Source organism: Sphingobacterium sp. Mn56C, assembly GCF_049319645.1.
Lineage (GTDB): Bacteria > Bacteroidota > Bacteroidia > Sphingobacteriales > Sphingobacteriaceae > Sphingobacterium.
The window spans coordinates 163,082-186,860 of record NZ_JBMOUC010000002.1 but is presented as its reverse complement, the minus strand read 5'-3'; the positions used below and the strand labels follow the sequence as shown (position 1 = coordinate 186,860).

The 23,779-nt window shown below is 39.3% G+C and carries 36 protein-coding genes; 32 read left to right on the top strand and 4 right to left on the bottom strand.

Translation table 11 applies throughout. The features are described from left to right. Position 1 precedes the first annotated feature (1 nt). The 31 genes from rplB (at position 2) to ACL9RF_RS08090 (ending at position 18,519) form a co-directional block, all read left to right on the top strand. Positions 2–826: a 50S ribosomal protein L2 gene (gene rplB / locus ACL9RF_RS08240; protein WP_422800138.1), complete on the top strand. Its 825-nt coding sequence runs from the start codon at positions 2–4 to the stop codon at positions 824–826. Then, on the top strand, positions 826–1,092 hold the full coding sequence (gene rpsS / locus ACL9RF_RS08235; protein ID WP_422800137.1) for a 30S ribosomal protein S19: 267 nt from the start codon (positions 826–828) through the stop codon (positions 1,090–1,092). The genes rplB and rpsS overlap by 1 nt, the downstream gene beginning before the upstream one ends. 6 nt (positions 1,093–1,098) lie before the next feature. Next, the gene (gene rplV, locus ACL9RF_RS08230) at positions 1,099–1,530 is read left to right on the top strand and encodes a 50S ribosomal protein L22 (RefSeq protein WP_422800136.1); all 432 of its coding nucleotides are present in this window, start codon (positions 1,099–1,101) and stop codon (positions 1,528–1,530) included. 13 nt (positions 1,531–1,543) lie between these two features. After that, positions 1,544–2,338, top strand: coding sequence for a 30S ribosomal protein S3 (gene rpsC / locus ACL9RF_RS08225; protein ID WP_422800135.1), 795 nt, complete (start codon positions 1,544–1,546; stop codon positions 2,336–2,338). 55 nt (positions 2,339–2,393) lie between these two features. Beyond that, positions 2,394–2,816, top strand: a complete 423-nt coding sequence (gene rplP, locus ACL9RF_RS08220) for a 50S ribosomal protein L16 (RefSeq protein WP_422800134.1) — start codon at positions 2,394–2,396, stop codon at positions 2,814–2,816. A gap of 93 nt (positions 2,817–2,909) precedes the next feature. Next, positions 2,910–3,128 (top strand): 50S ribosomal protein L29, encoded by a 219-nt coding sequence (gene rpmC, locus ACL9RF_RS08215; RefSeq protein WP_422800133.1) that lies wholly within the window; start codon positions 2,910–2,912, stop codon positions 3,126–3,128. 13 nt (positions 3,129–3,141) lie between these two features. Beyond that, the gene (rpsQ, locus tag ACL9RF_RS08210; protein WP_099370336.1) at positions 3,142–3,396 is read left to right on the top strand and encodes a 30S ribosomal protein S17; all 255 of its coding nucleotides are present in this window, start codon (positions 3,142–3,144) and stop codon (positions 3,394–3,396) included. Position 3,397: 1 nt separating this feature from the next. Next, positions 3,398–3,766, top strand: coding sequence for a 50S ribosomal protein L14 (gene rplN / locus ACL9RF_RS08205; protein WP_037498951.1), 369 nt, complete (start codon positions 3,398–3,400; stop codon positions 3,764–3,766). Between the two features lie 2 nt (positions 3,767–3,768). Further along, on the top strand, positions 3,769–4,110 hold the full coding sequence (gene rplX / locus ACL9RF_RS08200) for a 50S ribosomal protein L24 (RefSeq protein WP_422800132.1): 342 nt from the start codon (positions 3,769–3,771) through the stop codon (positions 4,108–4,110). Further along, positions 4,110–4,679, top strand: a complete 570-nt coding sequence (gene rplE / locus ACL9RF_RS08195; RefSeq protein WP_422800131.1) for a 50S ribosomal protein L5 — start codon at positions 4,110–4,112, stop codon at positions 4,677–4,679. Before rplX ends, rplE begins: the two co-directional genes overlap by 1 nt. Further along, positions 4,672–4,941 (top strand): 30S ribosomal protein S14, encoded by a 270-nt coding sequence (gene rpsN / locus ACL9RF_RS08190; RefSeq protein ID WP_422800130.1) that lies wholly within the window; start codon positions 4,672–4,674, stop codon positions 4,939–4,941. The genes rplE and rpsN overlap by 8 nt, the downstream gene beginning before the upstream one ends. Before the next feature lie 141 nt (positions 4,942–5,082). After that, positions 5,083–5,484, top strand: coding sequence for a 30S ribosomal protein S8 (rpsH, locus tag ACL9RF_RS08185; protein ID WP_422800411.1), 402 nt, complete (start codon positions 5,083–5,085; stop codon positions 5,482–5,484). Between the two features lie 21 nt (positions 5,485–5,505). Further along, positions 5,506–6,060, top strand: a complete 555-nt coding sequence (gene rplF, locus ACL9RF_RS08180; RefSeq protein WP_422800129.1) for a 50S ribosomal protein L6 — start codon at positions 5,506–5,508, stop codon at positions 6,058–6,060. Then, a complete protein-coding gene (gene rplR / locus ACL9RF_RS08175) occupies positions 6,057–6,419 on the top strand; it encodes a 50S ribosomal protein L18 (RefSeq protein WP_422800410.1) in 363 nt (120 codons plus the stop codon). The genes rplF and rplR overlap by 4 nt, the downstream gene beginning before the upstream one ends. Before the next feature lie 28 nt (positions 6,420–6,447). Next, the gene (gene rpsE / locus ACL9RF_RS08170; RefSeq protein ID WP_422800409.1) at positions 6,448–6,951 is read left to right on the top strand and encodes a 30S ribosomal protein S5; all 504 of its coding nucleotides are present in this window, start codon (positions 6,448–6,450) and stop codon (positions 6,949–6,951) included. A gap of 5 nt (positions 6,952–6,956) precedes the next feature. Next, the gene (gene rpmD, locus ACL9RF_RS08165; protein WP_094257897.1) at positions 6,957–7,136 is read left to right on the top strand and encodes a 50S ribosomal protein L30; all 180 of its coding nucleotides are present in this window, start codon (positions 6,957–6,959) and stop codon (positions 7,134–7,136) included. A 115-nt stretch (positions 7,137–7,251) separates the two neighbouring features. Continuing rightward, positions 7,252–7,698, top strand: a complete 447-nt coding sequence (gene rplO / locus ACL9RF_RS08160; protein ID WP_422800128.1) for a 50S ribosomal protein L15 — start codon at positions 7,252–7,254, stop codon at positions 7,696–7,698. A 3-nt stretch (positions 7,699–7,701) separates the two neighbouring features. Further along, positions 7,702–9,039 (top strand): preprotein translocase subunit SecY, encoded by a 1,338-nt coding sequence (secY, locus tag ACL9RF_RS08155; protein ID WP_422800127.1) that lies wholly within the window; start codon positions 7,702–7,704, stop codon positions 9,037–9,039. An 8-nt stretch (positions 9,040–9,047) separates the two neighbouring features. Continuing rightward, on the top strand, positions 9,048–9,830 hold the full coding sequence (map, locus tag ACL9RF_RS08150) for a type I methionyl aminopeptidase (RefSeq protein WP_422800126.1): 783 nt from the start codon (positions 9,048–9,050) through the stop codon (positions 9,828–9,830). Positions 9,831–9,908: 78 nt separating this feature from the next. Further along, entirely contained in the window at positions 9,909–10,127 is a 219-nt protein-coding gene (infA, locus tag ACL9RF_RS08145) for a translation initiation factor IF-1 (protein ID WP_079643278.1), read from the top strand. Positions 10,128–10,164: 37 nt separating this feature from the next. After that, complete coding sequence (ykgO, locus tag ACL9RF_RS08140; RefSeq protein WP_165320151.1) at positions 10,165–10,281, top strand: type B 50S ribosomal protein L36; 117 nt, start codon at positions 10,165–10,167, stop codon at positions 10,279–10,281. 28 nt (positions 10,282–10,309) lie between these two features. Further along, positions 10,310–10,687 (top strand): 30S ribosomal protein S13, encoded by a 378-nt coding sequence (gene rpsM / locus ACL9RF_RS08135; protein WP_422800125.1) that lies wholly within the window; start codon positions 10,310–10,312, stop codon positions 10,685–10,687. A gap of 10 nt (positions 10,688–10,697) precedes the next feature. After that, positions 10,698–11,087, top strand: a complete 390-nt coding sequence (rpsK, locus tag ACL9RF_RS08130) for a 30S ribosomal protein S11 (protein ID WP_422800124.1) — start codon at positions 10,698–10,700, stop codon at positions 11,085–11,087. 68 nt (positions 11,088–11,155) lie between these two features. Continuing rightward, positions 11,156–11,764 carry a 30S ribosomal protein S4 gene (rpsD, locus tag ACL9RF_RS08125; RefSeq protein ID WP_422800123.1) on the top strand — a complete coding sequence of 203 codons (609 nt, stop codon included), beginning with the start codon at positions 11,156–11,158 and terminating at the stop codon, positions 11,762–11,764. Positions 11,765–11,852: 88 nt separating this feature from the next. Continuing rightward, positions 11,853–12,845: a DNA-directed RNA polymerase subunit alpha gene (locus ACL9RF_RS08120; RefSeq protein ID WP_422800122.1), complete on the top strand. Its 993-nt coding sequence runs from the start codon at positions 11,853–11,855 to the stop codon at positions 12,843–12,845. A gap of 123 nt (positions 12,846–12,968) precedes the next feature. Further along, entirely contained in the window at positions 12,969–13,487 is a 519-nt protein-coding gene (gene rplQ / locus ACL9RF_RS08115) for a 50S ribosomal protein L17 (protein ID WP_422800121.1), read from the top strand. Between the two features lie 209 nt (positions 13,488–13,696). Continuing rightward, complete coding sequence (locus tag ACL9RF_RS08110; protein ID WP_422800120.1) at positions 13,697–14,830, top strand: aspartate aminotransferase family protein; 1,134 nt, start codon at positions 13,697–13,699, stop codon at positions 14,828–14,830. Between the two features lie 36 nt (positions 14,831–14,866). Next, positions 14,867–15,832 carry an acetylornithine carbamoyltransferase gene (locus tag ACL9RF_RS08105; protein ID WP_422800119.1) on the top strand — a complete coding sequence of 322 codons (966 nt, stop codon included), beginning with the start codon at positions 14,867–14,869 and terminating at the stop codon, positions 15,830–15,832. Positions 15,833–15,849: 17 nt separating this feature from the next. Beyond that, positions 15,850–16,647 carry an acetylglutamate kinase gene (gene argB / locus ACL9RF_RS08100; protein WP_422800118.1) on the top strand — a complete coding sequence of 266 codons (798 nt, stop codon included), beginning with the start codon at positions 15,850–15,852 and terminating at the stop codon, positions 16,645–16,647. 11 nt (positions 16,648–16,658) lie between these two features. Further along, complete coding sequence (proC, locus tag ACL9RF_RS08095; RefSeq protein ID WP_422800408.1) at positions 16,659–17,459, top strand: pyrroline-5-carboxylate reductase; 801 nt, start codon at positions 16,659–16,661, stop codon at positions 17,457–17,459. Continuing rightward, positions 17,452–18,519, top strand: coding sequence for a M20 family metallo-hydrolase (locus ACL9RF_RS08090; protein ID WP_422800117.1), 1,068 nt, complete (start codon positions 17,452–17,454; stop codon positions 18,517–18,519). Before proC ends, ACL9RF_RS08090 begins: the two co-directional genes overlap by 8 nt. Positions 18,520–18,558: 39 nt before the next feature. On the opposite strand, the gene ACL9RF_RS08085 is transcribed toward ACL9RF_RS08090, so the two are convergent. From ACL9RF_RS08085 to ACL9RF_RS08070, 4 genes are all read right to left on the bottom strand, one after another. Then, positions 18,559–20,028: a glycine--tRNA ligase gene (locus ACL9RF_RS08085; protein ID WP_422800116.1), complete on the bottom strand. Its 1,470-nt coding sequence runs from the start codon at positions 20,026–20,028 to the stop codon at positions 18,559–18,561. A gap of 120 nt (positions 20,029–20,148) precedes the next feature. Continuing rightward, a complete protein-coding gene (bcp, locus tag ACL9RF_RS08080; protein WP_422800115.1) occupies positions 20,149–20,610 on the bottom strand; it encodes a thioredoxin-dependent thiol peroxidase in 462 nt (153 codons plus the stop codon). Between the two features lie 28 nt (positions 20,611–20,638). After that, the gene (locus ACL9RF_RS08075) at positions 20,639–22,363 is read right to left on the bottom strand and encodes a M23 family metallopeptidase (RefSeq protein ID WP_422800114.1); all 1,725 of its coding nucleotides are present in this window, start codon (positions 22,361–22,363) and stop codon (positions 20,639–20,641) included. A gap of 1 nt (position 22,364) precedes the next feature. Continuing rightward, positions 22,365–22,976, bottom strand: a complete 612-nt coding sequence (locus ACL9RF_RS08070) for a fumarylacetoacetate hydrolase family protein (RefSeq protein WP_422800113.1) — start codon at positions 22,974–22,976, stop codon at positions 22,365–22,367. Positions 22,977–23,183: 207 nt separating this feature from the next. Between ACL9RF_RS08070 and ACL9RF_RS08065 the strand changes: the two genes are divergently transcribed. Then, the gene (locus tag ACL9RF_RS08065; RefSeq protein WP_422800112.1) at positions 23,184–23,774 is read left to right on the top strand and encodes an RNA polymerase sigma factor; all 591 of its coding nucleotides are present in this window, start codon (positions 23,184–23,186) and stop codon (positions 23,772–23,774) included. Positions 23,775–23,779 lie beyond the last annotated feature (5 nt).

Here is a 23,779-nt window from a genome sequence, read left to right as displayed (position 1 = left end):
AATGGCAGTTAAAAGATTCAAACCGGTAACCCCTGGTACTCGTTTTAGAGTAGGTGCTGATTATTCAGACGTTACAACTAACGTTCCTGAGAAATCTTTAGTAGTTAGCATCAAGAAATCAGGTGGTCGTAATAACACCGGTAAAATGACTATGCGTTACATCGGTGGTGGGCACAAAAAAACATACCGATTAATAGATTTCAAACGCGATAAAAAAGATATCCCTGCAAAAGTTGCTACTATCGAGTACGATCCAAACCGTACTGCTCGTATTGCTTTATTGCACTACGCTGATGGTGAGAAACGTTATATTATTGCACCTACAGGATTACAAGTTGGTCAAACTGTAGTTGCAGGTGAGCAGGTTGCCCCAGAAATTGGTAATACATTACCATTAGCAAACATTCCTTTGGGTTCTATCATCCACAACATTGAGCTTAACCCTGGTCAGGGTGGTTCAATCGCTCGTTCGGCTGGTACTTATGCTCAGTTGTCTGCTCGTGATGGTAAATATGCTATTATCAAATTGCCTTCAGGTGAGGTTCGTATGATCTTATTAACTTGTGTTGCAACAATCGGTTCGGTATCGAACGCTGAAAAAGCAAACCAAGTGTTAGGTAAAGCGGGTCGTAAACGTTGGTTAGGTCGTCGTCCTCGCGTTCGTGGTGTTGCTATGAACCCGGTAGATCACCCTATGGGTGGTGGTGAAGGTCGCTCTTCAGGAGGTCACCCTCGTTCACGTACAGGTGTGTTAGCAAAAGGTTACAAAACACGCTACAAGAAGAAAACATCAAATCGTTACATCATTGAGAGAAGGAAAAAATAATGGCTCGTTCAATTAAAAAAGGTCCTTATATCGATCACAACTTAGAAAGAAAAGTTCTTTCTATGAATGACACAAACAAAAAGTCAGTTATTAAAACATGGTCACGTAGATCTATGATTTCACCTGATTTTGTTGGCCATACCTTCGCAGTGCACAACGGGAATAAATTTATCCCTGTTTATGTAACAGAAAATATGGTTGGTCACAAGCTTGGTGAATTTGCGCCTACGCGTACATTCAAAGGCCACGCAGAAAAGAAAAAATAATAGGTAATGGAAGCAACAAAAAAACTTAAAAAGTCTGTCTTAATAAGACAAGCAAAAGAGCAGGCAAAAGCTCAGGTAGGAGGAGCTTCTGCTGCCAAATTATTGAATTGCCCTACTTCACCACGTAAAATGCGTTTGGTAGTGGATCTTATCCGTGGCGAAAAAGTAGAAAACGCTTTATACATCCTTAAACACTCTGGTAAAGAAGCAGCTATTCGTGTAGAGAAGTTGTTATTATCAGCAATTAAGAACTGGGAAGCTAAGAACGAAGGTTCTTCTGTAGCGGATAGTGCTTTATTTGTTAAGGAAGTATCTGTAGGCGGTGGCCGTCAATTAAAAAGATTACGTCCAGCTCCTCAAGGTCGTGGATACAGAATTCGTAAGCGTTCAAACCACGTTACTTTGGTAGTAGATAGTTTAAATAACGTTAACAACTAATTTATTATAAAGAATGGGACAAAAAGCAAATCCAATTGGTAGCAGATTAGGTATCATCAAAGGATGGGACTCTAACTGGTTCGGCGGAAAAAACTATTCCGATAAATTAGTTGAGGACGAAAAAATTAGAAAATATCTTTCTGTACGTATCGCTAAAGGTGGCGTAGCTAAAGTTGTTATTGAAAGAACTTTAAAACGCATCACAGTAACAATTCACACGGCTCGTCCAGGAATTGTTATCGGTAAAGGTGGTCAGGAAGTTGACAAGATCAAAGAAGAGTTAAAGAAATTGACTAAAAAGGATGTTCAAATTAACATCTTCGAGATCAAACGTCCAGAACTAGACGCTAAATTAGTAGCTGAAGGTGTGGCTAAGCAATTAGAAGCACGTATTTCATTCCGTCGTGCAATGAAAACTGCAATCGCTTCTACAATGCGTATGGGCGCTGAAGGTATCAAAATTATGTGTTCAGGTCGTTTAGGCGGTGCCGAAATGGCGCGTACTGAACAGTACAAAGAAGGAAGAACTCCTTTACACACATTACGTGCTGATATCGACTACGCTTTAGCTGAAGCTTTAACTACTTATGGTAAAATTGGTGTTAAAGTATGGATCTGTAAAGGTGAGGTTTACGGTAAACGTGACTTATCACCTAACATCGGTCAAACTTCAGGCGTAAAATCACGTGGCAACAACGAAGGTGGCGCTGAGCGTCGCGATAACCGTGGTGGTCGTGGTGGTCGTCGTGACAACAACAACCGTGGTGGAAATCGTGGTGGAAACCGTGGTGGTGCAAACAAAGGTTAATTAAATAATAAGATGTAAATTGTCTACTTTAGAGTAGATTAAAAATAATTCGAACATGTTACAGCCAAAAAGAACGAAGTTCAGAAAGATGCAGAAAGGGCGCATGAAAGGTAACGCATCACGTGGTGCAGAGTTAGCTTTCGGTTCATTCGGTATCAAATCTCTGGAGGAAGCATGGATCACCAGCCGTCAGATCGAGGCTGCTCGTATCGCGGTAACGCGTTTTATGAAGCGTGAAGGTCAAGTATGGATCCGTATTTTCCCGGACAAACCGGTTACGAAGAAGCCTGCAGAGGTACGTATGGGTAAAGGTAAAGGTGCGCCTGAGTATTGGGTAGCCGTAGTACGCCCAGGACGTATGTTATTCGAAGCAGAAGGTGTACCTTTACAGGTTGCAAAAGAAGCTTTGCGTTTAGCAGCTCAGAAGTTGCCTGTACAAACTAAATTTGTTATACGTAGAGATTACGTTGAAGCATAACATCGTTGGTAATGTCAATCGTTTAGCCTTACGGCCGTTACCCGTAAGGCATACTATAAACTAGATTGATAACCCAATATAATACTGAAAAAAATGAAAAATTCAGAAATCGTAGGATTAACAATTGAAGAGTTAACAGCTAAACTCGCTGAAGAGAAAGCTGCTTTAAACAAGTTAAAATTTGCACATGCTGTTTCTGCTATTGAGAACCCTAACGTTCTTCGTGCAGCTCGCAAAACTATCGCTCGTATCTCTACACAGATTACTAGCCTTAAGAATGCAGCAAAATCTGAAACAGCCGCTGAGGCATAAAATTTAAGTCGAAATGGAAAGAAATTTAAGAAAAACAAGAATCGGCTTAGTAGTTAGCAACAAGATGGATAAATCTATCGTGGTAGCTGTTGAACGTAAAGTAAAACACCCTATTTACGGTAAATTTGTTAAGAAAACTACTAAATTCAAAGCTCATGACGAAACTAATACCTGCGGTATCGGCGATACGGTATTAATTATGGAAACGCGTCCGCTGAGTAAAACAAAGAACTGGAGATTAGTTGAAATTTTAGAAAGAGCTAAATAACATGGTACAACAGGAATCAAGATTAAATGTGGCCGACAACTCTGGAGCTAAAGAAGTTTTAGTAATCCGTGTGTTAGGCGGTACGCGTAAGCGTTATGCATCTATCGGTGATAAGATCGTTGTTACCGTTAAGAGCGCTATACCTTCAGGAAACGTGAAAAAAGGTTCAGTTTCTAAAGCAGTAGTTGTACGTACGAAAAAAGAAATCCGTCGTAAAGATGGTTCTTATATTCGTTTCGATGACAACGCAGCAGTATTGTTGAATAATAATGATGAACCACGTGGAACACGTATTTTCGGCCCTGTGGCTCGTGAATTGCGTGAGAAACAGTTCATGAAAATTGTATCACTAGCACCGGAGGTTTTATAATTATGGCACAAAAAACAAAAAAAACTCACAAAATCAAAATCAAAAAAGGTGATTTAGTGAAAGTTATCGCTGGTAACTCTAAAGGTGTACAAGGAAAAGTATTACAAGTTTTAGTGGAAGCTAACAGAGCTATCGTAGAAGGCGCTAACTTCGTTAAAAAACACACTAAACCGAGTGCGGCTAATCCTCAAGGTGGTATTATTGAGAAAGAAGCTGCAATCACTATCTCTAACTTAGCTTTATTAGATCCTAAAACAGGACAACCAACACGTATTGGTCGTAAAGTTAATGCAGAAGGTAAAATTGTTCGTTACGCTAAAAAATCAGGGGAGGAAATTAAATAATGACTTACGTACCAAGATTAAAAGCGAAATATGCGGAAGAAATCCGCACTGCGCTGAAAGAAAAATTCCAGTATAAAAGCGTTATGCAAGTTCCAAAACTGGAGAAAATCGTAGTATCTCAAGGTGTTGGTGCAGCTACTGCTGACAAGAAATTAATTGATAACGCTATCGCGGAATTAACATTAATTACAGGTCAACAAGCGGTTCCTACAAAATCTAAGAAAGATATTTCGAACTTTAAATTACGTAAAGGAATGCCAGTTGGTGCACGTGTTACATTACGTGACAATACTATGTACGAATTTTTAGATCGTTTGATCGCTGTTTCATTGCCACGTATCCGCGATTTCCGTGGAATTAACGATAAAGGTTTTGACGGTAGAGGTAACTACAACTTAGGGGTAACAGAGCAAATTATCTTCCCGGAAATTAACATTGACAGAATCAATAAAATTACGGGTATGGATATTACCTTTGTAACATCTGCAGGAAATGATATCGAAGCCTTAGAGTTATTAAAACAATTCGGTTTACCATTCAAAAATCAAAATACGAACAACAATGGCTAAGGAAGGATTAAAAGCACGCGAAGTAAAGCGTCAAAAATTGGTAGCTAAATATGCAGCAAAACGTGAAGCTTTAAAAGAAGCTGGCGATTACGCTGGATTAGATAAATTGCCAAAAAATGCTTCACCAGTTCGTTTACACAACCGTTGTAAATTAACAGGTCGTCCTAAAGGATATATGCGTCAGTTTGGTATTTCACGTGTAACTTTCCGTGAAATGGCTTTAGACGGTAAGATCCCAGGGGTGAAAAAAGCTTCTTGGTAATTCAAAAAAAAAACGTACTTTTGCCCGGATAAACCTGAAACATGGTTTATCGGGTTTTTTTGCATTGCATTTTATTTTTTAACAGATAGTAGGTCGTTAACTTCGGTTAGTTGATGAAACCCCTATCAAAATATATCGTATATAATGAATACAGATCCAATAGCGGATTACCTTACACGAGTAAGGAATGCCATTAAGGCCAACCACAGGGTTGTTGAAATTCCTGCATCGAACCTTAAAAAAGAAATTACAAAAGTTCTTTTTGACAAAGGTTACATTGCTAATTACAAATTTATTGAAGAAGGACCTCAGGGTTCTATCAAAATTGCATTGAAATACAATCCAATTAGCAAAGTACCGGCTATTCGCACCTTGACACGTGTGAGTAAACCTGGTTTAAGAAAGTATGCAAGTGTTGACAACTTACCTCGTGTTTTAAATGGCTTAGGTATCGCAGTATTGTCTACTTCAAAAGGAGTTATGACAGATAAAGAAGCTCGCTTACAAAATGTAGGTGGTGAGGTTTTATGTTACGTTTATTAATCTAGGAAAACACACAAAGAAATGTCAAGAATTGGAAAAGCACCCATCGCTATTCCTGCCGGAGTAACGGTAACTGTATCGGATAAAAATCTTGTTACAGTAAAAGGACCTAAGGGTGAATTAACGCAAAATGTAGATAGCGATATTACTATTACTACAGAAGATGGTAACATCTTAGTAACTCGCCCTACAGAACAAAAGAAACACAAAGCATTACATGGTTTATACCGTGCGTTGCTTAACAACATGGTTGTAGGTGTAACTGAAGGATACAAAACTACGCAAGAATTAGTGGGTGTGGGTTACCGTGCTTCTAATACTGGAAATACGTTGGAGTTGACTTTAGGATACTCTCACCAGATTGTATTTGTATTGCCAAAAGAAATTATTGTTACGACAACTGCTGAAAAAGGTAAAAACCCTACGATCACTTTGGAGTCTATTGACAAACAATTAATTGGTCAAGTAGCGGCAAAAATCCGTAGCTTCCGTAAACCAGAGCCTTACAAAGGAAAAGGTATCAAGTTTGTAGGTGAAGTATTGAGAAGAAAAGCAGGTAAATCAGCTAAAAAATAATAACCATGGCAGCAAATAAAACATCTCGCAGAGAGCGAATTAAAAAAGGAATTAGAAAGCACCTTTCAGGCTCGGCTTTACGTCCACGCTTGTCCGTGTTTAGAAGTAATAAAGGTATCTACGCGCAAATTATCGACGATACTACGGGAACAACTTTAGTGGCAGCTTCAAGCTTATCTAAAGATTTTACCGCGTCTGGTAATAAAGTAGAACAATCGAAAGCGGTTGGTAAATTGGTAGCTGAGAAAGCAGTTGCAGCAGGTATTAGCAAAGTAGTTTTTGACCGTAATGGGTACTTGTACCATGGCCGTGTTAAATCATTGGCAGAAGGTGCGCGCGAAGGCGGTTTAGACTTTTAATCAATAGAAAGAAATGGCATTAAGCAATATTAAAAGAGTAAAATCAAGCGAAATTGAATTAAAAGATCGCTTAGTAAGCATCCAACGTGTAGCAAAAGTAACTAAAGGTGGTCGTACTTTCAGTTTCTCTGCAATCGTTGTTGTCGGTGACGAAAATGGTATCGTAGGTTACGGTTTAGGAAAAGCTAAAGAGGTAACTGAAGCAATTACTAAAGGTATCGATGATGCAAAGAAAAATTTAGTTAAAGTTCCTATTATTAAAGGAACAGTTCCTCATGAACAATACGGTAAATTCTCTGGTGGTTCGGTATTAATCAAACCAGCAGTAGGTGGTACTGGAGTCTTGGCTGGTGGTGCAATGCGTGCCGTATTGGAGTCTGCTGGTATCAAAGATGTATTGGCAAAATCATTAGGATCTTCTAACCCGCACAACGTGGTGAAAGCAACAATTGATGCTTTAGCAAATATGCGTGATGCTTATACAGTAGCACAGCACCGCGGTGTCGATTTAAATAAAGTATTTAACGGTTAATTATCATGGCAAAAATCAAAATCACCCAGATAAAGAGCGTTATCGACAGAAGCGAGCGCCAAAAGAAAACTATTGAGGCCTTAGGATTGAAAAAAATCAATCACTCAGTAGAAGTTGAAGCTACTGCAGCAATTATCGGAATGGTACGTAAAGTAAATCATTTGGTAGCGGTAGAGACTATCTAAAAATATACTATGGAAAGGGCTATAATCCCTTTCCATTAGTTGTTTATAATCAAATTTTTAATCGTTGTGTCCTGTTTAGTGAAAGCGAAGGCGCAGCATAATCTTAGTTTAAAAAATGAACTTAAGTAATTTAAAACCAGCAGTTGGTTCAACAAAAAACAGAAAACGTATTGGTCGTGGTCAAGGTTCAGGTCGTGGTGGTACTTCGACACGTGGTCACAAAGGTGCTGGATCTCGTTCTGGTCACTCGACTAAAATCGGTTTTGAAGGTGGTCAAATGCCTTTGCAACGCCGTGTACCTAAGGTGGGTTTCAAAAACATTAACCGCGTAGCGTACAATGGTGTGAACTTAGACGTTTTGCAAGCCCTTGTTGAAAAACACAATCTAACTGTTATCGATTTCGATACGTTGAAAGCGCATGGTTTAGCCTCTAAAAATGACCTTATCAAAGTTTTAGGTCGTGGTGAGTTTACTGCTAAAGTTGAAGTTAAAGCGCATGCATTTTCAGCTTCTGCTCAAAAAGCTATCGAAGCCGCAGGTGGTTCTATCGTAAAACTTTAATACATGAAGAAACTAATCACAACCTTAACCAATATATGGAAGATTGAAGATTTACGTGGGCGTATTATTAATACCCTGCTATTTCTTCTTATTTATCGTATAGGATGTCACGTGGTATTACCAGGTGTAAATCCGGATGCTTTAGCTACTGGTCAAAAAGAAGGTCTATTAGGCCTACTAGACATGTTTGCGGGAGGTTCATTCTCTCGTTCTGCTATATTTGCTTTAGGTGTTATGCCTTACATTTCGGCATCTATCGTTGTACAATTATTGGGGATTGCGGTTCCAGCATTTCAAAAGATGCAAAAAGAAGGTGAGTCTGGTAGAAAAAAAATGAACCAGATTACACGTTATCTGACATTAGGAATTACCATTGTTCAAGCTGTGGCTTACGTGAAGACACAAATTGAACCGGGTGCTAAAACTATTGCAGATCCAATGTTCACGATTCTTGCTGCCATCGTTTTGACTGCAGGTACCTTGTTTGTGATGTGGTTGGGTGAAAAAATTACGGATAAAGGAATCGGAAATGGTATTTCTTTGATTATTATGGCGGGTATTATCGCGCAGTTACCGGGTGGTGCTGTAGCTGAATGGGCATCTCGTATGAGTCCTAGCGGTGGTGGTATTATCCCTATTTTGGTTGAAGCTATCGCTTTGTTCTTTATTGTAATCTTTACTATATTAATTGTACAAGGAGTTCGGAAAATTCCTGTGCAATATGCAAAGAAAATTGTAGGTAATAAACAGGTTGGCGGTGTGCGTCAGTATATTCCTTTAAAAGTGAATGCTGCTGGTGTAATGCCTATTATTTTTGCGCAGGCAATTATGTTTTTACCCATGTCATTGGCACAATTTTTTCCTTCGCTTCAATCGGATTTCTTAACGTCGCTGACTAATTTTACTTCCGTAGCGTATAATGTAACGTTTGCAGTATTGATTATTGCATTTACATTTTTCTATACGGCTATCATGGTAAATCCGCAGCAGATGTCTGAGGATATGAAGAAAAACGGAGGTTTTGTTCCGGGCATAAAACCAGGATATGATACGAATTTGTTTATTGATAACGTTATTTCTCGTATCACCTTCCCGGGCGCTGTTTTCTTAGCGATTATTGCTATTATGCCTTCACTTGCGAGTGCGGCAGGGGTAAATAATCAGTTTGCCCATTTCTATGGAGGTACATCTTTGTTGATCTTGGTAGGGGTAGTGTTGGATACCTTACAACAGATCGAGTCTCATTTGTTAATGCGTCATTACGATGGTTTAATGAAGACAGGTCGCGTTAAAGGGCGTTCTGCAGTAGGTGTTGAAGGATATGATCAATCAGCTATTTAACTCTTTGGATGTCTAAAGTAATCTATAAAACAGAAGAACAAATTGAGCAAGTGCGAGAGTCTGCGAATGTACTCTCGCAATTGCTTGCAGAAATTGCTAAGGTTATTAAGCCAGGTATCACTACCTTGTCTTTAGATAAGTTGGCATTTGAATATATTCAGGATCATGGTGGTACACCTGCCTTTTTGAATTATCATGGATTCCCATATTCACTTTGTATTTCAGTTAATGATCAAATTGTGCATGGTTTTCCGAGTGATTATGTACTTAAAGAAGGTGATATTATTTCTGTTGATGGTGGTGTAAACTTAAATGGTTTTATTTCCGACTCGGCTTACACTTTTGGTGTAGGGGCTATCTCTGCTGAGGCACAGACGCTTTTGGATGTTACCAAAGCAGCCTTATACAAAGGGGTAGAGCAAGCTGTAGCCGGGAAACGTGTGGGCGATATCTCCGCGGCTATTCAAGAGCATGTGCAGCCTTATAATTACGGTATTGTGCGTGAGCTTGTGGGTCATGGTGTGGGTTTACACTTACACGAGAAACCTGAAGTTCCGAATTATGGAAAACGTGGTTCTGGTCCTAAATTAGACAAGGGTTTAGTAATTTGTATTGAACCTATGATTAATGCCGGAAAAGCTGGAGTGAAGTTCTGGGATGATGGCTGGACAGTTAGTACTGTTGATGGTAAGTTGTCGGCTCACTTTGAACAGATGGTAGCTATCCAAAAAGGAAAACCAGACGTTTTGTTGAATTTCGAAGAGATAGAGAAAGTTTTAAGTAAAAGGTAGTTGAGTTTCAATATTTTTTATTTATCTTTGCACTCCTGTAATTTGCAGGCTTTTAAATATTAATTAAGGATATATCATATGGCTAAACAAGCCTCTATAGAACAAGACGGTGTTATCAAGGAAGCATTATCTAATGCTATGTTCCGGGTTGAGTTAGAAAATGGGCATGAAATTATTGCACATATTTCTGGAAAGATGCGTATGCACTATATCAAAATCTTACCTGGAGATAAAGTTAAATTAGAAATGTCTCCTTACGATTTAACCAAAGGTCGAATTACATATCGTTATAAATAAGATATCGCTCTGGATAAGAGCCTAAAGTTAAAAAACAATGAAAGTAAGAGCATCAGTAAAAAAACGTAGCGCGGACTGTAAAATCATCCGTCGCAAAGGGAAAGTTTTTGTGATCAACAAAAAGAACCCTAAATTTAAACAACGTCAAGGGTAATTAATTAACAAATCGCTTAAAATATTATATGGCAAGGATATCAGGTATAGATTTACCTAAAAACAAGAGAGGCGTTATCGGCCTTACCTATATCTTCGGTGTAGGTCGTGCTACTGCTGCTTACATCTTAGAGAAGGCAGGTATCAGTGAGGACGTTAAAGTTTCGGAGTGGAACGATGATCAACTAGCAGCTATTCGTACTATTATTAATGATGAGCTTAAAGTTGAAGGTGCATTACGTTCTGAGGTTCAATTGAACATCAAACGTTTAATGGATATCGGTTGTTACCGTGGTTTACGTCACCGTAAACATTTACCAGTTCGTGGTCAACGTACTAAAAACAACTCACGTACCCGTAAAGGTAAACGTAAGACAGTTGCAAACAAGAAAAAAGCTACTAAATAATCATTAAGAAATGGCTAAAACTAAAAAAGCTACAAAAAAGCGTATCGTAGTTATCGAGCCTGTAGGTCAAGCTCATATCAACGCTACGTTTAATAACATCATCATTACTTTGACAAACAACCAAGGTCAAACAATCTCTTGGTCAAGTGCAGGTAAAATGGGATTCAGAGGTTCAAAAAAGAACACTCCTTATGCTGCAGGTCAAGCTGCTAACGACTGCGGAAAAGTGGCGTACGATTTAGGTTTACGTAAAGTTGAGGTTTTTGTAAAAGGTCCTGGTGCAGGTCGTGAGTCTGCAATCCGTACTTTACAAACTGTAGGTATTGATGTTACTACTATTAAAGACATCACTCCACTTCCTCACAACGGTTGTCGTCCTCCAAAACGCAGAAGAGTTTAATTAACAGAATTGTTTAAGATAAGATTCGTCGGGTATAGCCTGATTGATACTTCAAACAGAATAAGATAATGGCAAGATATACAGGACCTAAGTCCAAGATTGCACGTAAATTCAGAGAGCCAATTTTCGGCCCTGATAAAGCATTAGAAAAAAAGAATTATCCTCCTGGTCAACATGGACCTTCAAAAAGAAGAGGTAAACAATCTGAATATGCTATTCAGTTGTTAGAAAAACAAAAAGCAAAATATACATACGGTGTATTAGAGCGTCAATTCTCTAATTTATTCGTAAAAGCGGCTGCAAAGCAAGGTATCACAGGTGAGAACTTCTTGAAATTATTAGAAGCTCGTTTGGATAACGTAGTTTACCGTTTAGGTATTGCTCCTACACGTTCTGCAGCGCGTCAATTAGTTTCGCATAAGCACATTACTGTTAACGGAAGTGTTGTTAACATTCCATCATATAGCCTTCGTCCAGGTGATGTAGTAGCTGTTCGTGAGCGTTCTCAGACTTTAGAAGCTATTACAAACTCGGTAGCAGGAAGAACAATCAACAAATTTGGTTGGTTAGAATGGGACGCAAAAGGGTTAACAGGTACATTTGTTACTTTCCCTGAGCGTGCTGATATCCCTGAAAATATTAAGGAAAACTTAATTGTAGAGTTGTACTCTAAATAATAATTAGTAGTTATATGCATAGTCTGAAAAGGCTATGCATCTGCTATTAAGATATATTAATTGTTATAAAAAAAATAAAACATTATAAATGGCAATTTTAGCATTTCAAAGACCGGATAAAGTTATCATGCAAAAGTCTACGGATTTTGATGGTACATTCGAATTTCGTCCATTAGAGCCAGGTTTTGGTGTTACTATTGGTAATGCTTTACGCCGTATTTTATTGTCCTCTTTAGAAGGATATGCAATTACGTCGGTAAGATTTTCAGGCGTTTCACACGAATTCTCAACGATTAAAGGTGTTGTGGAAGACGTAACCGAGATCATCTTAAACTTGAAACAAGTGCGTTTTAAGAAAACAGGTGAGCAAGGTGATAGCGAGAAAATCTTTGTAGTTATCAATGGTCAAGATCAATTTAGCGCAGGCGATATCACTAAATTTTCAAACAATTTTACAGTCTTAAATCCAGATTTAGTTATCTGTAATATGGAAAGTTCTGTAACAATTGAAGTGGAACTTGCCGTTGCTAAAGGCCGTGGATATGTGAATGCGGAAGAAAACAAAGTTACAGATGGACCTGTAGGTTTGATCGCTATCGATTCGATTTATACGCCGATTAAGAATGTAAAATATACCATTGAAAACTATCGTGTAGAGCAAAAAACTGACTACGAGAAATTGTTGTTAGATATTTCTACTGATGGATCTATTCACCCTGAAGATGCTTTGAAAGAAGCAGCTCGCATCTTGATTCAACACTTTATGTTGTTCTCCGACGAGAATATGTTGTTGGAGTCTCAAACAAAAGAAGAGACTAAAGTTGTGGACGAAGAGATCCTACACATGCGTAAGATTTTGAAAACTGAATTGGTAGATTTAGACCTTTCTGTGCGTGCATTGAATTGTTTAAAAGCTGCTGATATTCGTACTTTAGCAGAATTGGTTACCTACGATGTAGCTGATATGTTGAAGTTCCGTAATTTCGGTAAAAAATCGTTAAGCGAAATCCAAGAGCTTGTAAAATCTAAAGGTTTATCTTTTGGAATGAACTTGTCTAAATACAAATTGGACGAAGAATAATTAATACTTTATATAAAGCGACCTGCTGCGTAATTCCTCAGGAAATAGAAAAAGATACTCTGGTAAGGTTTTTTACTGAAGTATACTCATAACCTGAACGGTGCGCACAAAAAACAAACTAAAATGAGACACGGAAAAAAAGTAAATCACTTAGGCCGCACTGACAGTCACCGTAAGGCGATGTTAGCTAACATGGCGACTTCATTAATCAAACACAAACGTATTACTACAACTTTGGCTAAAGCTAAAGCTTTACGTACGTACGTAGAACCTTTGATTACAAAATCTAAAAACGATACTACACACTCTCGTCGTACTGTATTCGCGTACTTAAAAGACAAAGATGCAGTTACAATCTTGTTCCGCGAGATTTCAGAGAAAGTAGCTACTCGTCCAGGTGGTTATACACGTATTATTAAGTTAGAAAACCGTTTAGGTGACAACGCTGAGATGGCGTTCATCGAATTGGTTGACTACAACGAAGTATACGGTAAAACTGCGAAAGTAGAGAAAAAAGCGACTAGACGTCGTGGTGCTGCGAAGAAAAAAGCTGAAGAAGCTCCAGTTGCTGAAGTTGCTGCAGAGGTTAAAGCTGAAGATGCTGCAACAGAAGAAACAGCTACAGAAGAGAAAAAAGACTAATTTATTAGTTTTTATAGCTTATAAAAAGAGTTACCTGCTACAGGTAACTCTTTTTTTTGTTTTACTCGGGTCGATTTCCCATCTTATTTTGTAGAGATTTTAAAAATAGTACCGCTATAACTCTAGTTTTTATATCTACTTAACTATATTTGTTTGCGCTAATAAGCAGATTAACAATTATTAGAAAATCGTTATTATTTATTAACTACATGGAACTTTTTAATGTCTATCCTATTAATCCTGTTGCCATTGAAAGAGCTAAAGGCTCCTTGGTATGGGATAATGCAGGAAATGAGTATCTCGATCTTTATGGCGGTCATGCCGTAATCTCTATCGGGCACACGCATCCACATTATGTGGCGGCTATTACAGATCAATTAAGTAAGATTGGTTTTTACTCTAATTCAATTGAGATTCCTGTACAACGACGATTGGCAAATTTATTGGGTGAGGTTTCCGGAAAAACAGATTATACTTTATTTCTATGCAACTCGGGTGCCGAGGCTAACGAGAATGCCTTGAAATTAGCTTCTTTTCATACCGGAAGGAAGAAGGTTATTGCATTTACGAAAGCTTTTCATGGCCGTACTTCGCTAACCGTGGCTGCTACAGATAACCCGGCTATCGTGGCGCCGGTAAATGAAACCGACAACGTCGTTTTTCTTCCTTTCAATGATGAACAGGCGCTGGCCGAAGCATTTGCTTTATATGGGGACGAAATTGCTGCCGTTATTATTGAGGGTATCCAGGGTGTAGGTGGTATCCGGGAAGCATCGGTAAACTTTTTAAGGCTTATTCGTAGCTTATGTGATCAGTTTGGTACTGTATTTATCGCCGATGCTGTACAATGTGGCTACGGGCGTACGGGCCTATTCTTTTCGCACGATTATGCGGGCGTAGATGCCGATATCTATGCTATGGCCAAAGGTATGGGCAATGGTTTCCCTGTCGCAGGTATTGCGATTTCGCCAAAATTTAAAGCCTCTTTCGGTTTGTTGGGCACTACTTTTGGTGGTAACCATTTGGCTTGTGCTGCAGCTGTCGCCGTATTGGAGGTTATTAAAGCCGACTCTTTGATGGAAAATGCGGAGAGGATAGGCGCTTATTTAATCCAAGAACTCCAGAAATTTGATAAGGTGTTAGAAGTACGTGGTCGGGGTTTAATGATTGGGGTGGAATTACCCGTTGAGCTAGCTCATGTGAAGAAAGATTTACTTTTAAAGAATAAAATCTTTACAGGGGAAGCGAAACCTAATGTTATTCGTATTTTGCCGGCATTAAATATTACAAAAGATATTGCCGATCGTTTCTTAACGGCTCTTGACGAAAGACTTAAAGCTTAATATTTTAATTTTTACTTTTAAATTTATACTTTTTCCATGAAGAAGTTCTTTTCTGTAGCCGATGTGGCTGATCTGAGCAGTATTGTACATGAAGCTTTGGAACTTAAAGCCGCTCCGCATGCAAACCAAGCCTTAGGGAAAAATAAAATGTTGGGTTTGGTATTTTTAAATCCCAGTTTACGTACGCGTTTGAGTACCCAAAAAGCCGCTTTAAACCTTGGCATGCAGGTGATGGTCATGAATATGGATAAAGATGGCTGGGCATTAGAAACACAGGATGGGGTTGTGATGAACGGTACCACGGTAGAACATATCCGCGAGGCAGCAGCTGTCATGGGGGAGTACTGTGATATCTTGGGCTTACGCTCATTCCCGTCTTTAAAAGACAAAGAGGCCGACTATACGGAAGATCTTTTTAATAAGTTTATAAAATTCTGTGCTGTACCTGTTGTATCGCTGGAGAGTGCAACACGGCATCCATTGCAGAGCTTAACCGATCTTATCACGATTACGGAACACAAAAAAACGGCTAAACCGAAGGTGGTTTTGGCATGGGCCCCTCATGTTAAGGCATTGCCGCAAGCTGTTCCTAATTCATTCGCCGAATGGATGACGAAGGCGCAAGAGCAAGGGTTGGTAGAATTTACGGTAGCCCATCCCGAAGGCTATGAACTGGCAGAAGAATTTACAACCGGTGCCAATATAACGCATAATCTTCAGGAAGCTTTAGCCGGTGCAGATTTTGTGTATGTAAAAAACTGGTCATCGTATAAGGAATACGGTGCCGTGTATCCGGTAGCGGACAACTGGATGATGGATAATGAAAAATTAAAACTTACCAACGATGCGCGGGTAATGCATTGCTTACCTGTACGTAGGGACTTGGAATTGTCTTCCGAAATTTTGGACGGTCCGAATTCTTTGGTTATTAAGGAAGCTAGCAATAGGGTATGGGCCGCTCAGGTTGTCTTAAAACGTATGTTAGAAGATTTAAATAAGTAATACAAATACAGTACAATATGTCAAATAGCACATTGAATATTATTAAGATTGGTGGAAATGTAATTGATGATGATGTTCAATTAGAGATTTTTTTAGAAAAATTCGCTGCCATACCAGGAAAAAAAATCCTGGTTCATGGTGGTGGTAAAATTGCTACCCGTATTGCTTCACAGTTGAATATTGAGGCCAAAATGGTAGATGGTCGTCGTATTACCGATGAGGCTATGTTGGATGTAGTTACCATGGTATATGCGGGGCTGACAAATAAAAAGCTGGTAGCAACGTTACAAAAGCATCAGTGTGATGCTATTGGACTTAGTGGTGCCGATGCCAATGTAATTAAGGCCGTTAAAAGGCCTGTGCGCGAAATAGATTATGGTTTTGTAGGCGATATTTTGGTCGATTCTGTTAATGGATTAGCGATTAAAAAATTCTTGGATGCAGGGTTTACGCCTGTATTCTCGGCTATAACACACAATGGTTCGGGGCAGCTTTTAAATACCAATGCGGATACTATTGCTTCGGCTTTATCAACAACTTTGGCGCAGCATTACGAGACGTCACTAATTTATTGCTTTGAAAAAAATGGTGTTTTGGAAAATGTTAACGATGAGAATTCGTTGATTGAAACAATCACTGCTGCACAATTTGACGAGTTCAAGGAGAAGGGGATTATCAGTGATGGTATGATTCCGAAATTGCAGAATGCTTTTGATGCCATAAACAAAGGGGTAAAATCTGTTTTTATTGGTAATGCAGCAAATCTGCACCTTTTTCAACAGCAAAAATTTGGGACCTGCTTAACGATTAAATAAATTAACTCAACATATCTATGTTAACAATAATTGGTTCTGGAAATATAGGTTTTTCATTGGCTAAAGGGCTGGTGAAATCTGGACAATATCAGGCACAGGATATCGTGCTTACCAAACGTTCCTCTACAGGGAATGAAGAGATTAGGGCTGCAGGCTTTCAGGTTAGCCATCAGAATAGCGACGCTATAGCTGGTGCTGATATTGTGGTACTGGCGGTTCTACCTCAACAGCTACGTAAGGTAATGGAAGAGATTGCTGATGCTGTATCTCCAAATCAGATTATTGTTTCTGTAGCTTCAGGGGTTTCTTGTGCAGATATTAAAGCTATCCTAGGTACGGATAAGATTGTTGTGCGTGCGATGCCAAACACGGCAATTGCCATTGGACAGTCGATGACTTGTATTGCTACGGATACGGCCGATGAGGCTACGGTAAAGCAGGTTGAGAAGTTGTTTGAGGCGGTAGGGGCAGTCGTGGTGATAAATGAGGATTTAATGACCTCGGCTACGGCACTTTGCGCCTGTGGTATTGCTTTTTTCTTGCGTGCTATTCGGGCCGCATCACAAGGGGGGGTAGAGATAGGTTTCCATGCGCATGATGCGTTAAAGATGGCTATTCAGACGGCAAAAGGTGCAGCGGATTTGCTGCTGCAAACCAAGAACCATCCGGAGAGTGAAATTGACAAGGTTACCTCGCCTAAAGGTTGTACCATTGCTGGACTAAACGAAATGGAGCATAACGGCTTAAGTTCTGCTTTTATTAAAGGTATTAAATTATCGGCGCAGAAAGCTGGAGGTTTATATAATGACTAATATGGAGAATTTAATTGCAGATAGTCAGGCTTTGTTGGTTCAACTTATTGAAACACCTTCTTTTAGTAGGGAAGAATTGCATACTGCTGAAGCAATAGAAAATTTTTTACATAGTCATGGGATACATACCAAGCGGGTAGGCTATAATGTGATTGCCTATAACCAATATTTTGATGCCGCGAAACCTACGATCCTCCTCAACTCCCATCACGATACCGTAAAACCTAATCCTGCGTATACTAAAGACCCTTTTTCTGCTATCGTGGAAGACGGGAAGCTGTATGGTTTGGGGTCTAATGATGCGGGCGGTTGTCTGGTATCGTTGATTGCAGCTTTTCGGTATTATTATTTTCGCGAGGATTTGCAGTATAACCTATGTTTAATTGCTTCTGCAGAAGAGGAGGTGTCTGGAAGTGGTGGTATAGAAGAGGCATACAAGCATGTTGTACCTTGTGATTTTGCGATTGTTGGCGAGCCTACTTTATTGGAGCTGGCTGTTGCGGAGAAGGGATTGATGGTATTAGACTGTGTTGCGCAGGGACAATCTGGACATGCCGCTCGTGAGGAAGGTGTAAATGCCATCTATAAAGCTATGGAAGATATAAACTGGTTCTCAAGTTTTCAATTTCCTAAAGTATCTTCCTTTTTAGGCCCTGTTAAAATGTCTGTAACGCTCATTGAGGCAGGATCTCAGCATAATGTCGTTCCGGCAGTATGCAACTTTGTTGTTGATGTAAGGACGACAGATGTTTATAGCAATGCCGAGGTGTTAGCGCTTATTCAAGATCATGTTCATGCGCGTGTTACCGCACGTTCTACACGGTTAAACTCGTCGACCATACCCTTGACACATCCTGTTGTACAGGCGGGTCTGGCGATGGGTAAAGGGACATATGGGAGCCCTACAATGAGCGATCAGGCTTTATTGCCTATACCGTCGCTAAAAGTGGGCCCTGGTGATTCTGCACGTTCACATACGGCAGATGAGTATATTTATTTGGAAGAAATACAGGCCGGGGTTCGGTTTTATATTGAAATCCTTGGAAAAGTTATTGTATAATCTAATAAAAAAAGGCTGTCATTTGACAGCCTTTTTTTATTAGATTAATTGTTTTAATAGATTATTCCAACCTACTAATTTTGTGATAATCGTATTCAGTTCATCTATTGCTACACGCTCTTGCTGCATGCTGTCACGGTGACGGATGGTAACGGTATTATCTTCCAATGTTTGGTGATCTACGGTAATACAGTATGGCGTACCGATTGCATCTTGACGACGATAACGTTTGCCAATGGCATCTTTCTCGTCGTATTGAATAGAAAATTCCATTTTTAAAGCCGCCATTATCTCGCGTGCTTTTTCGGGTAAACCATCTTTTTTCGTTAATGGTAATACAGCTGCTTTTACAGGAGCTATAGCCGGGTGGAATTTCAATACAACACGAGAATCTTGCTTTTCTTCTGTAGAAAGATCTTCATGTACCAAAGAGTTGGCAAATACCGTTAAGAATAAACGATCCAGCCCTACCGATGTTTCAACAACGTATGGGATATAGTTTTGATTTATCTCGGGATCGAAGTACTGCATCTTTTTCTTCGAAAACTCCTGGTGTTGTTTTAAGTCGAAATCTGTTCTGGAGTGGATTCCTTCAACCTCTTTAAAGCCAAATGGGAATTCGTACTCGATATCCACTGCAGCGTTTGCATAATGTGCTAATTTAACGTGGTCATGGAAGCGATATTTGGACGTATCAGCACCCAAAGCTAAGTGCCATTTTAAACGTGTTTCTTTCCATTTTGCAAACCATTCCAATTCCGAACCCGGGCGCACAAAAAATTGCATTTCCATCTGTTCAAATTCACGCATACGCATAATAAATTGGCGTGCAATAACCTCATTACGGAAAGCTTTACCGATTTGTGCAATACCAAAAGGAATTTTCATTCTTCCTGTTTTTTGCACATTTAAGAAGTTTACAAAAATACCTTGAGCAGTTTCCGGACGTAAGTATACCTGTTCGGCACCATCAGCCATGGCCCCCATCTGCGTAGCAAACATCAGGTTAAACTGACGCACATCCGTCCAGTTTTTAGTTCCCGAAACCGGGCAAACAATATTATGATCTTCGATAATTGTTTTTAAGCGCGCTAAGTCGTCGTTGTTCAGCGCCTCATCAAGGTCATGCTGCAAGGTCGCTGCTTTTTCGGTTTTACCATCTTTCTCGTAGCGATCAATTTTATCTTCAATTAACTGATCGGCACGGTAGCGTTTTTTGGAGTCCTTATTATCAATCATAGGATCGTTGAACCCATCCACATGCCCGGAAGCTTTCCAGGTTGTAGGGTGCATAAATATTGCAGCATCAATACCTACAATATTTTCATTTAACTGCACCATAGATTTCCACCAATAGGCTTTCAGGTTATTTTTTAATTCAGAACCTAATTGACCATAATCATAAACGGCGCTTAAACCGTCATAAATTTCACTCGAAGGAAATACAAAACCATATTCCTTAGCATGTGAAATAATACTTTTAAAAAAATCGTCTGTTTGCTTGCTCATAAGTAGCAAATATAGTATTTACAAGTGAATTTTTAACCACAATCTTTGGGGCATGGCAGAAACTAACGTACCCTTGTAAGGCGCTGTGGCCGCCATAACTACAGGTATAAAATTTTAGGCTTATTTTACCAATTCTAAAATCTGCTGTGCCGCATTTTTGTTGTCTACCTTTTTGATAATATGTTGGATAGTACCCTCTTCATCGATTACAAATGTAGTACGTGCTGTGCCCATATATTTTTTGCCATACATATTTTTTTCAACCCATACTCCGTAATCGTTTACAATTTTTTGATCTTCATCGGCAAGTAGGTTAAATGGCAGCTCATGTTTACTGATAAACTTAAGGTGCGATTGTTCGCTGTCTATACTTACGCCTAAAACCTCAAAATCATGCTTCAGCAACGATTGATAGTTGTCCCTAAAATTGCAGGCCTCTGTTGTACAACCTGGGGTATTATCTTTCGGGTAGAAATATAAGATTACTTTTTTACCCAAAAAGTCGGATAAATGAAGGGTATCTCCATTTTGATTTTTCGCAGTTATGGCGGGGGCTTTATCCCCGATAGCTAATGTTGACATAGCGTTTTGTTTTATAAGGTTTCAAGGATTAGCGTACGAAATTTGCTTCGTACACTTTTTCATTATTTTTCCAGTCTGTAACGATAAGTTTAAAGGTATGCTGTCCCTTGGGTAGTGCAGGGTCAAAGGTATGCCACAGGTGTTTATTTTTGGAATCGTACTCCATTAACACCCATTTGTTATCTATGTACCCGTTAAAAGACTGTATGCCCGAGAAGTTATCGCTAATGGTAAAGTCGATACGATTTTGGTTGCTCACATTTTTTCCAGCACTGAGATTCCGTGCGGTAATATTGGGGGCAATGGTATCTACGACGACATAAAAGCTTCCGAAATTTCGGGTATTTACCGTAACCCATCCGTTTTCATAATTCCCGCCTTCAGCACCATTTTCTGCAGATGCGATAAGCGCCTTATCCTGAAGATGTGGCGGCAATGTAGTGGGTTTTAGCGATAAACTGTAGCTATCGTACAGCGCTGTAAGGTTATTGTGTACCTGGTGTGTAGCAGAATAGGCATGTCCAGGTGAAGTCGTTTTTCTATATTCGAAATCGATGTCATCGTAAAGGCTGCCTTTGGGAATATGTATTTTAACCTCCTCGTTTTCAAAAGTATTTTCTTTTGCATAGGCAAAATACGCTTGGCCATTTCTTTTAGGGGCAGATGTGCTGCTTTTTACGGTATTGACAATAGTAAAATCCAGTTCGCTACAGTTTCCAGCGACATCCTTGACGACATATTTGGCGGCATAGCTTTTATTTTCCTGCAGTTCGATAACGCCATTATTTTTTAATCCTTTAAAAATCGCTAATGGGTTACCCGGATCACGGAAGCTTTTCTGCAGCTTAACTTTATTTTTTTTCCACTGTGGATAGTCTATGTACGAGAATAGGGTACGGGTGGTATTGAAATCCAGCTCTTCAAAAACGACGGTACTTATGGGTTGTCCATCAATAAAAAGCTCAATAGAATATAGTCCATTCTGAAATCCTCCGGCACGATGGCGGTCTATGGCATTTATACCAAAACCAAATTTGCCCGTTACGCTTATGGGGCTATTTTGTGTTAAACTATATACCCCAGAACGGATAGCCTTTACCGACAGTGGTTTTCGTGGGCTGTATTCGTTAAATGGTGCTTCATTTAGGTCATACAACATCAGACTATGGATTGTTGGCGGGAAGTTGTCGGTAAAACGTAAACCAAATAATTGGGGGTTAAGAGGCTTCTGGCTTTGAGTTTCACGAATCTCGAAATGTAAATGTGGGCCTGCCGAACCTCCGGTATTGCCGGTATAGCCAATCTGCTGCCCCTTACTAAGTGGTACTTTATTGGCTGCCACGGTAATATCTACATCAAAACGCTGCTGTTTATATTGTTCTGCACGGACAATGGCTGTCAGCTCATCGTTAAACCGGTCCATATGCAGGTAGGTGGTTGTAAAACCATTGGGATGGTCAATATACACTGAATTGCCACCACCACCAATCTGAACGCGTACGCGGGAAACATAACCCGCTGCTGCTGCATATAGTGGTAAACCGATTTTTTGTTGTGTACGATAGTCGTCACCCCCATGAAAGTGTGTAGCGCGCAGTTCTCCAAAAGTACCCGAAGCATCCATCGGTATATTCAAAGGATTTCGAAAGTACCCTTGCGGATAGTTTCTGGAAGTTATAATATTTTTGTTCTGTGCAAATATATGCGATACGCCAAGGGTTAAGGCTAACACAAAAAATACGGTTTTTTTCATACTATTTTATTTGAGTCACAAACATTTCTTTATCGCCTATATACCCTACTAAGCGGTCGCCGATAGCAACAGGGCCTACGCCTGCTGGGGTACCCGTATAAATCAAATCACCTTTTCGTAGGGTGATGTATTTTGAAATAAAGACAAGGAGGCTATCGATATCAAAAATCATGTCCTTGCTGTTTCCCTGCTGTACAATATCTCCATTTTTCTTTAGCGAGAATCCCAGATTGCCAAGGTCTTCAAATTCTGTTTTAGGAATTAATGGACTAATCACGGCGGAGTTATCAAAAGATTTTGCCAATTCCCAGGGTAATCCCTTTTCTTTATGTTTAGCCTGTATATCCCGCGCGGTAAAGTCTATGCCCAAGCCGATGGCATCATAATATTTATGGGCAAATTTCTGGGATATATGTTTTCCCTCATTACAAATACGGATCACAAGTTCGCATTCGTAATGAATATCGTTTGAAAACTCGGGGAAATAAAAATCCTTATTATCCTTAAGAACCGCTGTGTCGGGTTTCATAAAGATAACAGGTATTTCCGGTACCGGATTGTTCAACTCCTTAGCATGGTCTATATAGTTGCGGCCTACAGCAATTATTTTCATAGTTATATTTTTAACAAAAATAGTAATTATTTGATTTATGGTTGTTTTTAAAGAATTATGCCGCTGCCATCGACTTTTTTGTCGTATTTATTCTATAGTATACATTTAAATTAATAAAATATATAGCGCTTTAAAGGGCAAATCTATTATATTTACTTTATGCATTTCCTAATGCACATTCGACTAACTACAATTTACTAAGTGATAATGATGAAGCCTGATATTGATATTTTCGTTGTTACAGCCTTTGTTTCGGGGGATTCCAAAGCCTTTGCAATTGTTTATAATGCGTATGCGAAGGTAATTTTTAAAAGGCTACTGTACCTGCTTAAAGATGAAAATCTGGCGGAAGAGATGTTACAAAATGTTTTTCTTAAAGTATGGATAAATCGGGAAGGGATTGACGTTTCTAAAAATCTTTATTATTATTTGATAGCAATTGCCAATAATTTAGCGGTGGATAGTCTTCGCAAAGGTATACGTAAACAATTGTTGTATGAACAAATGCGTTTTCGTGCTCCGGTATTAAGTGAATCGGTGGAGGATCAATACCTGCATAAAGAAGATTGGGAAATTCTTAAGGCCGCTATCGCCAGTTTACCGCCACAGCGGCAGGTTATTTTTACGAAGTGTAAAATTGAAGGTAAGTCGTACGAGGAGGTAAGTGCCGAGTTAGCGATTTCTACCTCAACCATAAGCAACCAATTGGTATTGGCCATGAAATCTATACGCATCTTTGCGGCGCAGTATACGAAAGAAATAAAACCCCTTATTTTACTTTTTTTATTAGGAAATTAATTTTT